Source organism: Micromonospora sp. NPDC005324 (assembly GCF_040607155.1).
GTDB lineage: Bacteria > Actinomycetota > Actinomycetes > Mycobacteriales > Micromonosporaceae > Micromonospora > Micromonospora trifolii.
In genome coordinates this window covers 396,859-406,783 of the sequence record NZ_JBEXGE010000001.1, presented here as the reverse complement: position 1 = coordinate 406,783, position 9,925 = coordinate 396,859, and the positions used below count along the sequence as shown (strand labels likewise).

8 protein-coding genes are annotated in these 9,925 nt (G+C 71.2%); 3 read left to right on the top strand and 5 right to left on the bottom strand.

Annotated elements, in window-relative coordinates:
* A partial coding sequence (locus ABZS40_RS02015; protein ID WP_354940821.1) for a response regulator occupies positions 1-425 on the bottom strand: 425 nt, incomplete at its 3' end.
* 338 nt (positions 426-763) lie between these two features.
* Between ABZS40_RS02015 and ABZS40_RS02010 the strand changes: the two genes are divergently transcribed.
* Entirely contained in the window at positions 764-3,142 is a 2,379-nt protein-coding gene (locus tag ABZS40_RS02010) for a M28 family peptidase (RefSeq protein WP_354940884.1), read from the top strand.
* A 54-nt stretch (positions 3,143-3,196) separates the two neighbouring features.
* On the opposite strand, the gene ABZS40_RS02005 is transcribed toward ABZS40_RS02010, so the two are convergent.
* Positions 3,197-3,685, bottom strand: coding sequence for a hypothetical protein (locus tag ABZS40_RS02005; RefSeq protein WP_238678090.1), 489 nt, complete (start codon positions 3,683-3,685; stop codon positions 3,197-3,199).
* A 281-nt stretch (positions 3,686-3,966) separates the two neighbouring features.
* Here ABZS40_RS02005 and ABZS40_RS02000 point away from each other — a divergent pair, with 281 nt between their 5' ends.
* Positions 3,967-6,117, top strand: a complete 2,151-nt coding sequence (locus tag ABZS40_RS02000; RefSeq protein WP_354940817.1) for a tetratricopeptide repeat protein — start codon at positions 3,967-3,969, stop codon at positions 6,115-6,117.
* Between the two features lie 4 nt (positions 6,118-6,121).
* Here the strand turns inward: ABZS40_RS02000 and ABZS40_RS01995 are convergent, their stop codons facing one another.
* The 3 genes from ABZS40_RS01995 to ABZS40_RS01985 form a co-directional block, all read right to left on the bottom strand.
* Positions 6,122-7,063, bottom strand: coding sequence for a threonine/serine dehydratase (locus ABZS40_RS01995; protein WP_354940814.1), 942 nt, complete (start codon positions 7,061-7,063; stop codon positions 6,122-6,124).
* A 16-nt stretch (positions 7,064-7,079) separates the two neighbouring features.
* Entirely contained in the window at positions 7,080-7,880 is an 801-nt protein-coding gene (locus tag ABZS40_RS01990; protein WP_354940811.1) for a proline hydroxylase, read from the bottom strand.
* A 524-nt stretch (positions 7,881-8,404) separates the two neighbouring features.
* On the bottom strand, positions 8,405-8,545 hold the full coding sequence (locus ABZS40_RS01985) for a hypothetical protein (protein WP_354940808.1): 141 nt from the start codon (positions 8,543-8,545) through the stop codon (positions 8,405-8,407).
* Positions 8,546-8,642: 97 nt separating this feature from the next.
* Here ABZS40_RS01985 and ABZS40_RS01980 point away from each other — a divergent pair, with 97 nt between their 5' ends.
* Positions 8,643-9,917, top strand: coding sequence for a helix-turn-helix transcriptional regulator (locus ABZS40_RS01980; protein ID WP_354940805.1), 1,275 nt, complete (start codon positions 8,643-8,645; stop codon positions 9,915-9,917).
* Positions 9,918-9,925 lie beyond the last annotated feature (8 nt).

Genomic DNA, 9,925 nt, shown 5'->3' with positions numbered 1-9,925 from the left:
TCGGCGCGCTTGCGCTCCACCGCGTAGCGCAGCGCCCGGGTCAGCAGCACCCCGTCGACCTGGCCCTTGACCAGGTAGTCCTGGGCGCCCTCGGCCACCGCCACGACGCCCAGGTGCTCGTCCGTGCGGCCGGTCAGCACGCAGACCGCTGCACCGCTGGACATCTCCAACACCTGGCGCAGCCCGTCGAGGCCCTGCGCGTCGGGCAGGCCCAGGTCGAGCAGGACGCAGTCGACGTCGCTGATCCGCTGCCGCGCCTCCCGGAGGCTGGTGGCGACCAGCAGGTCGATCATCGAGTTCGTCTCGGCGAGCAGCTCACCGACCAGGAAGGCGTCGCCCTCGTCGTCCTCCACCAGCAGGACCCGCAACCGCTCACCCGGCGGCAGGTTGGCGTGCCGCGCCAGGCCACCGTGCGGGTACGGCACAACTGAGGAACCGACCAAGCCGGCCCCCCGGTGCGGCCGGGTCACCGCCGCGAGACGCGGGAGTTCGCTGGTGATGTCGGGCTCCTTCCGAGTGCCCTGCTGATCCTGTATTAGACAACGGTCGCACACAACACGATGCCTCCGGCGCGGGCGGGGATGGGGCGCATCACTGCTCGGCCGCTGACAAACCGGGCGGCTGATGGACGCCGGACGTACCGGCCATCCCATCCGCAGCCGCCGACGGGCAGGATGATCCCACCCCAGGCCCCACCACCCCCCGAGGAGTTCCCGTGGGCGCACCCACCACCCCGGCCACGACGGGCACGCCGCCCCGTCCGATTCCGGGCGTACCCCCTGCCAGCCGGGCGCTGACCCGGCCGCGTCGGCGGCTCGTGGCCGCCGCGGCAGCCCTGGTCGCGCTGGCCGCGGTCGGCGCCGGCAGTCTGCTCGACCTGCGCACCCCGGCCCCGAAGTCGGCCGACGCGCCAGCGGGCGCGTTCAGCGCCGCCCGGGCGTACGCGGACGTCCAGGTGATCGCCGCCCGGTCGCACGTCGCCGGCAGCCCGGCCAACGAGCAGGTCCGCGCGCACCTTGAGCAGCAGTTGCGGGGGTTGGGCCTGGAGACCGAGGTGCAGGACACTGTGGCGCCGGAGGCCGGTCAACTCGGCGGGGCGGCGGGCGGAGCGACACTGGCCCGGGTCCGCAACGTGGTGGCCCGGCTGCCCGGCACCGACTCGACGGGTCGGGTCTTCCTGGTCGCCCACTACGACTCGGTACAGACCGGGCCGGGCGGCAACGACGACGCGGCTGGCACGTCGACCATCCTGGAGGTGGCCCGCGCGCTGACCACCGGCCCCCGGCCACGCAACGACATCGTCTTCGTGCTCACCGACGCCGAGGAGGCATGCCTCTGCGGGGCGGCCGCGTTCGCCTCCAGCCACCCGCTGGCCGCCGACGGCGGTGTGGTGCTCAACCTGGAGGCGCGGGGCTCCACCGGGCCGGTGATCATGTTCGAGACGTCCCGGAACAACGCGAAGCTGGTGGACATCTTCGGCCGGGCCGCCCCACACCCGGTCGGCACCTCGTTCGCTGTGGAGATCTACCGCGCGCTGCCCAACGACACCGACTTCACCGCCTTCCTCGATCAGAAGTTCGTCGGGCTGAACTCGGCGTACATCGACGGCGGCGCGATCTACCACACGCCGTTGGACATTCCGGCCGCCATGGACCGGGGCAGCCTCCAGCAGCACGGGGACAACGCGTTGGGCCTGGCCCGGGAGTTCGGTGGCACCGACCTGACCGACCTGCGCTCCGGGCACGACGCCACGTACTTCCCCGTCCCCGGCGGGCTGGTCCGCTACCCGGGCTGGCTCACACTGCCGTTGGCCCTGCTCTCGGTGGCCCTGGTTGCCGCCCTGGGCTGGCTGACCCGCCGCAGCGGCCGGGCCAGCACCGGCCGGCTGGCCGCCGGCTTCGCGCTGGCCCTGGTGCCGATCGTCGCCGCGCCGGTCGCCGCCCAACTGCTCTGGCTGGCCATCACCACGATCCGACCGGGGTACGCGGAGCTGCTCGACCCGTACCGGCCGATCTGGTACCGACTGGCCGTCCTGGCGCTCGCCACCGCCATCCTGTTCACCTGGTACGCGCTGACCCGCCGCCGGATCGGCCCGGCCGCGCTGGCCGTCGGCGGGCTGGCCTGGCTGGCAGTGCTCGGGGTGCTGCTCGCCGTGGCGGTGCCGGGTGGGGCGTACCTCACCACGGTGCCGGCGCTGGCCGGCGCCCTCGGCGGGCTGGTCGCGCTGCGTACCCGGCAGACCGGACCGTGGCCGGTGGTGGCGGTGACGGCCGCCGCGGCCGTGGGGGTGGTCATCCTGCTACCCACAGTGGTGCTGCTCTTTCCCGCGCTGGGGATGGCCATGGGCGGGGTGGCCGCGCTGGTAGCGGTGTTGCTCGGCCTGACCGCCCTGCCGGTGGTCGACCTGCTGCACCCGCAGGCCGGCGGCCAGCGTGGTCTGCTCGCGCTGCGGGCCCGGCGGCTCGCGGTGCTGCCGGCCGGTGCGGCCGCGGTGGCGGCGGTGGTGCTCGCCGGGGTCGGCCTGGCCGTCGACCGCTTCGACGCTGCCCACCCCGCGCCCACCCACCTGATGTACGCCCTCGACACCGACACCGGCCAGGCCCGTTGGCTCAGCAAGGAGACCGACCCGCAGTCGTGGACGGACGGCTACGTGGACGGGGTGACCACGGTCGAGGACTTCCCCGGCCTGGGCGATCCAGAACTGCGCGGTGGTCCGGCCCCGACGGCGGACCTGCCCGCGCCGAAGGTGGAGGTGCTCTCCGACACGCGCTCCGGTGACGAACGGCTCGTGCGGGTACGTGTCCTTCCACAGCGTCCGGTCCGCCTGCTCACGCTGCACGTGAACGGACCGACGGAAGTGACGTCGGCGACGGTGAACGGACGACAGTTCGACGTTCGGATGGCGCCGACTCAGAAGCCCTGGGGCTTCGGCGTGGTGTTCCACGCGCCACCAGCGGAGGGGGTCGAAATCGCGCTGACCATGTACCCGGGGCCGGATGACGACCCGGTCGCGCTGCGGGCCATGGACGCCAGTGACGGGCTGGACGCGCTGCCCGGCTTCCGCCCCCGGCCGCCGGCCGTCGGCGTTGTCGGGTCGCACACCTCCGAGATGCTGGCTGTCGCCCGCACCTACCCCCTCTGAGGTGAAATGGGTGGTCCGGCAGGAGCACTTCTTCCGCCGGACCACCCAAACCGGTCAGCCCACCGGCTCCGGTTGGCCGGCACCGATCCGGTGCCAGCGATTACCGTCGTGGTCGGTGAAGGTGAGGTCCACCAGAACGGTGTCGGCCGGGCGGAGCCGGTGCTCCGCCGCGACGGTGACGAAGAGGTCGTGCACGTCGTGGCCGGGGATCCGACGGACCTGTTTCGCCGCGGCCAGCCCGACCGGTGGGGCGTCCGGATCGTCGGGCGGAACGAGTCGAGCCAGCACCACCACGTCCAGCACCGGGGCGTCGCTCTCGTTGGCCACGCCGACCCGCAGCACCGAGGTGCCGCGAATCTCGGCCACCGCCGAGACCAGCCGGGCCTGGGTGGCGCGAATTCGGAGATCGTCGTTGCGGCGCGCGCGAATCTCCCGCCGCAATCCGAGGTAGACGAAGAGCACGCTGGCGATGGAGCCGACCGCGCCGAACCAGTCCGGCACGGTTCCCCAGTCGATGACGTCCTGGATTGACGACCAGTTCATAAGTCCATCGTGGAGGCACCTGTCGAGCGCCGGGCCCGGCGGATCGGCCGGAATCAGTCGCGAATTGGGAATTCCGGCACCGATTCCGGTCAGTCGGGCGGCCTAAACGGAGAGTGTGCAACCCGGTACGGGGATGGATACGCTTGCGGTCGACATGGCGCCTGTGGCAATCCCTCCGACTGTCCACCAGATGGACAGGATCTTTCGCCGCCGGCCCATTGTGAATTCGCCACCGAAGGGGGACCGCATTGACTGCGGACGTTCCACCCGAGGATGCCGGCGTGCCTCGGCCTGCGTACGACAGGCCGAGTCGGGTCTCCGTCGACCCACCGCTCGGGCGACTGGACAGCCCGCTGCACGGGCGCGACGACCTGATCGACGAGATCGTCCAGCCGGGGGAGATCGCCGGAGGCCGGCCCTCCGTGCACATCCTGTGCGGCATGGGCGGCTCCGGCAAGAGCCACGTCGCGCTGGAGATCGCCCGCCGGGCCCGCGCCGACGGCCGGACGGTCTGGTGGGTGCAGGCCGGGCGGCTCAACTCCGGGATGCGGGAGGTGGTCAGCCAACTCGGCGCGTCGGAGACCCAGGTCGACCAGGCCTGGGCCGGGATGATCAGCGCCACCGACCTGGTCTGGCGCTACCTCAACCAGGCCGCACAGCCCTGGTTGTTGATCTTCGACAGTGCGGACGAGCCCGCCAGCCTGGGCCCCACCGACGGAGTGCTCGCCGACGGCACCGGCTGGCTGCGCAGCCCGGAGGCCGACGACGGCATGGTCATCGTGACCAGCCGGGACGGCAACCGGGCCACCTGGGGCACCTGGTCGGTGCTGCACCAGGTGCGCCCTCTCGGCGCCGACGCCGGCGCGCAGGTGCTCGTCGACCGGGCCGGCGCCCAGGCCGGCGGCCCGGCCGACGCCCGGGAGCTCGCCCGGGAGCTGGGCGGGCTGCCCCTCGCCCTGCGCGCCGCCGGCAACTACCTGCGGTCGGTCAACGCCAGCCCGGTCTGGCGCGGCTCGTCCACCATCACCACCTTCGCCGACTACCGGACGGCCGTGCAACGTCGGTTCCGCTCACCGCGCGACGCTGACGACATCGATCTCGACGAGTCCCTCGGCCTGGAGATCGTCCGCGAGGTCGACGACATCTCTCTGGACCTGCTGGCCCGCCGCCAGCTTCAACAGAGCCGGCCACTGCTCAACGTGCTGGCCTGCCTGAGCATCTCCCCGGTGCCCTACGAGGTGGTGCTCAAGCCGGCCATCCTGGCCGGGTCGCCGCTCTTCAAGGGGCTCACCGGCCGGCAGCGGGTGAAGGTGCTGGAGGGCATCGGCAACCTTGCCCTTGTCGACTTCGACGTGCAGGAGGAGGTCACCGACCCGGCGTTCGCGCACGTGCTCTCGCTGCACCCACTGGTGCACGCGATGTTCCGCGACCGCGACGAGGTGCGTGAGCAGATCGCCGAATACCACGGGCTGGTCATGAAGCTGCTGCTCGCCGCCACCGAGGGGCAGAACCCGGACGACTCGGCGGCCTGGACCAACTGGGACGTGCTGGTGCCACACCTGGTCGAGGCCGTGCGCGAATACCTCGTGCCGCAGAAACACAAGCACGACCCCGAGACGGTACGCCGCGCACTGGAGTTGACCCGACTCACCGCCCGCTACCTCATCGCGGTCGGCCTACCCGGATCGGCCTTCGACATCCTCGACCCGATCGTGCGCGGTTGCGCCGCGTACGACCACGACCTGGACCGGCCGCAGGTGCTCGCGCTGCGCCACGAGCTGGGTCGCACCTGGCTGGAGCGCAACCAGCCGGAGATGGCCGACCGGGTGCTCCGCGAGGTGATCGCTGACCGCACCAGGGTGCTGGGCAGCGACGACGCCGACACCCTCGCCAGCCGGCACAAGCTCACCAAGGCGATCATGGCGCAGCGCCAGTGGCCGGAGGCCGAGCTGGAGCTGCGGCAGATCGTCGCCGCCGAGGACCAGGTACGCGGCCCGGAACACTGGGACACCATGATCGTGCGGCACAGCCTGGCGCTGGCGGTGCTGGCCCAGCAACGGGCGCCCGAGGCCGAGGAGATGTTGCACGCCATCCTGGAGGTCCGCTACCGGTTGTGGCCGCTCAACCAACCCGAGACCTGGCAGGCCCGGCACACGCTGGCCCGTTGCATGCAGGCGCAGGGCCGGCTCACCGAGGCCGAGGCCGAGCTGCGGGCAACAGTGGCCACTGTGGAACCCCGGCACGCCGACCGCAGCGAGGTGCTCGCCATCCGATCCACCCTGGCCCTGGTGCTGCTGCTGGAGGAGCAGGTCGACGCGGCGATCGAGGTGTACGAGCAGTTGCTGGCCGACCGTCGACGACTCCTCGGCGACACCCACCTGGACACCCTTCAGGTGGAGCACGCGCTGCGCCGGCTGCGCGACGGCGACTGACAGGTCAGTGCGGCGCGGCCGGGCCCAGGTCACTCGGGTCGGTGTTGCCACCACAGATGATCACTGCCACCCGCTCCCCCGGCTGCGGCACGTACGCGCCGCCCACCAGCGCGGCCAGCGCGGCGGCACCACCCAACTCGGCGACGACCCGCAGCTCCGACCAGAGCAACCTGCGCGCCCGCACCAGGTCCTCGTCGCGGACCAGCACCGACACCACCTCGGTTCGGCGGGCGGTGTCGAAGGCGATCTCGCCGATCCGCCGGGCACCCAGCGAATCGGTGGCGATGCCACCCACCTCGATGTCGACCGGCCGACCCGCCTTCAGGGCCGAGTGCAGGGTGGGGATCTGCTCCGGCTCGACCGCCACGACACGTACCGAGCCACCGAACCAACTGGCGATACCGGACACCAACCCGCCGCCGCCGACCGCCACCAGCACTGTGTCGATCCCGTCCACCTGCCGCTCCAGCTCGCGGCCGACGGTGCCCTGACCGGCCACCACCTCCGGTTGGTCGTACGCGTGCACTACCAGCGCGCCGGTCTCCCCGGCCCGCTGGGTGCTCGCGGCCAACGCCTCGGCGTAGTGCTGGCCCACCTGGCGCACCTGTGCGCCCAACCCCGCCAACCGCTGCACCTTCACCGGCGAGGCGGTGACCGGCACGAAGACCTCCGCCGGCACGCCCAACGACCGGGCCGCGTACGCGACGGCGAGGCCATGGTTGCCACCCGACGCGGCGATCACTCCGGCCGACGGCAACGACCCCTGGAGCATCCGGTTGAACGCGCCACGCGGCTTGAACGAGCCGGTGTGCTGGTGCAGCTCCAACTTGAGGCTGAGCTGCCCGGGCACACCGAGGTCGGCGCCGTCGACGGCGATGACCGGGGTTTCCCGGACCCGCCCCTCGACAAGGGCCGCTGCCGCCTCGACGTCGCTTCTGTCCACCATGGGGAAACGCCCTTCACTACGACCAGAGGGCCAGTCGACCATCGTCGGTGAGCCCGACGAAACATCCTATGGAGATCCGTCGGCCATCCGACGCCTGACGCACCGTGTGATAGTGCCGCGGATCAAACAGAAAGCCCTCCCCGAGCGTGGGGCGCAACGTCAACGACTGCGTGTCGGCGGCCACCGCCTCGTGGAAGCCGTACCCGCCGGGGATCCGTAGCGGCTCGTCGTCCGGCTGCCAGCGCCGCCGCCACAGCACTGTCTCACCACCGGCCGGTGGCACCCGGATGTAGATGTTGAACGCCAACTGGGCCACCACCTCGCTGTCGAGCAGCCGGCCCGCGTACTCCCGTACCGCGTCGTCGAAGTGCACCTGGAGCCCCGCGTTGATCTCGCGGACGATGCCGACGTGCATCTCCCGACCCTGCCGCCGCCCGGGTGCCACATCCGGCCAGGCACCACGGAACGCGGCCAGGCACAGGTCGCGGGGCGAGTCCGACAGGCCCAGCGTCGACCAGCTCTTCTCGGCCGCGCGGGCCGCGTCCCAGTAGTCCTCGCGGAGTTCCCCAGCGGACCGGTGGTCGTTGATGGCCGGACCGAACTTGGCGACGACGGGAAAGACCCGGCTCTCGTCGTAGCGGTCCATCGGCGCGTTGGCGAGCGCGGCGGTGATCGCCTGGCAGCGGGCTGCGGAGAGCAACCCCGGCACCCGAACGGCGGCCAGCCGCCCCGCGATGAGCCCGGCGACATCCGCTCGGGTGATCGAATCTGCCTCGACGGCGACGAACAAGGGATCGGTCCTGCTCGAATGCTGCACGGCGGTCCTCCCGTAACGAAGATCCCTCACCGGACTTGTCGCGCCCCCCGACCCGCGCACCGTGCAATGTACAAAGCGCAGGCAAGACCAGGTAATCGCAGTTCCGGGCAGCCTGGCGCGGCCACCGCTACCATCGGCGCAACCGGGGTAAGTGACACCGAGCCGTACGGCGGAAGCTTTCCACCGATCGGGGAGTGGTGACGATTCTCGGCGTGACGCATGATGCGACTAGTTCGAACGCTGACAAGGAGTTCGAGATGGCAGGCGCCGGCCCGACGGATCTTGACTTGCACATCGACCGCCTGGAAATGGCGCGTCGAATAGCCCGGGAAATGATCGAGTCCGACCATCAGGCTCTGGAGCTCGCCGTCCGGCAGCGCCCACAGTGCTGGTCCCGACGCCCGGTCGGCCACGGCTCTCGCGTCGACACTTCGGGCCACTGACCTCGTCAACCGGCCCACCGCACCATCGGTGCGACCAGTCGGAGTAGTGCACACCCTCGTCGCCCGGCTGGATACTGCCCATCAGCGCGTCCACGCCACAAAACGCTCGTACAGCTCTGGCGGCGCCACGTCGGGCAACTCCGCGGCGACGATGAAGAGCAGGCCGCCGACGTACATGGAAAGGCCGATACGGTCACGTCCATACGCCTCGGCCAGGCGCACCCGGGCGGGATGGCACGGCCAGGGCTTATCCGCCTCACACGTCAGACACCACCACTGCGGCCGGCGCGGCCACCACGCCTCCCACCGGTCACTGCGCGTGCTCGTCCGGTCCACCCTGCGGCGGTACGCTCACATCGGTCGACGGGTTGCGGGTTGCCAATCCGCTCCGGCAACCTGGCAACTCCGGCGGGAGGCGCGAGACATGCCAACATTCGGCGTCCGAATGCGGAGAGCGCGAGAAGCGCGTGGCCTCAGCCTGGCCGCGCTCGCCGAGCTGTCGCCCGCCGACAAGGGGCATCTTTCCCGGCTTGAGAACGGCCGTCGCCGCCCCGGCGAGGATCTGGCCCGCCGGATCGACGACGTCCTCGCCGCTCGCGGGGAACTGATCGCTTGCGCCGCCCTGGATGTCGCCGCCGCTTCCGACACCCGGCCGTCCGAGACCGTCGAACTGCTACATCGAATGCACGCCAGCGACACCGCCCCCGCCACCATCGAGACGTTGCAGGCGACCATCACCGAGCTGTGCTGCCAATACGGGTGGCGCGACGCCGGGGAACTCCGCACCGAGGGTCAGGGTTGGCTGCGGGAGGTCGCGCGGCTGCTGCAGCGACCGACCGGGCTACGGCAGCACCGCGAATTGTTGGTGTGCGCGGGCTGGCTGGCACTACTGATTGGCTGTGTCGAGTACGACCTCGGCGTGCGCGCCAGCGCTGAAGCCACCCGTATCGCCGCCCGCCAGCTCGGCGACGAAGCCGGTCATGCTGACATCACCGGCTGGGCGTGGGAGATGACGGCCTGGTTCGCACTCACCCAGTCCCGACACGAGGCGGCGCTGACCGCTGCCCGAGCCGGCCAGGAAGTCGCCGGCCGGCACCGGGTGGGGGTTCAACTGATCGCACAGGAAGCCAAATCGCTGGCACGGCTCGGCGACCTCCACGGCGCGCGGACGGCACTCGATCGAGGTCGACGGCTACTCGACGAACTCGGTACGCCTGACCGCCCCGACAACCACTTCGAGGTCGATCCAGGCAAGTGGCTGTTCTATGCGATGGATACCTGCCGGCTCGCCGAACACGACGCTCTCGCCGAGCACTACGCCAACGAGGTTCTGCGTCTCGGCGCTGGCCCTGACGGCATCGAACGCTCACCTATGCGGATGGCCGAAGCCCGACTCACTCTCGCCGCCACGGCCCTGCGCGCCGGCGAGCTGGATCGGGCCATCGAGCAGGGGGTGGCGGCCTTTGCTGCTACTCGCCGGTCCCTACCGTCGTTGCTGCTGGTCGCTGGCGAGGTTGACTTCGAACTTCACCGTCGCTACCCGCGCGAGCATGCCACCTCCGACTTCCGCGAAGCACTGAATGCGGTTCGGTAGCTACCCTC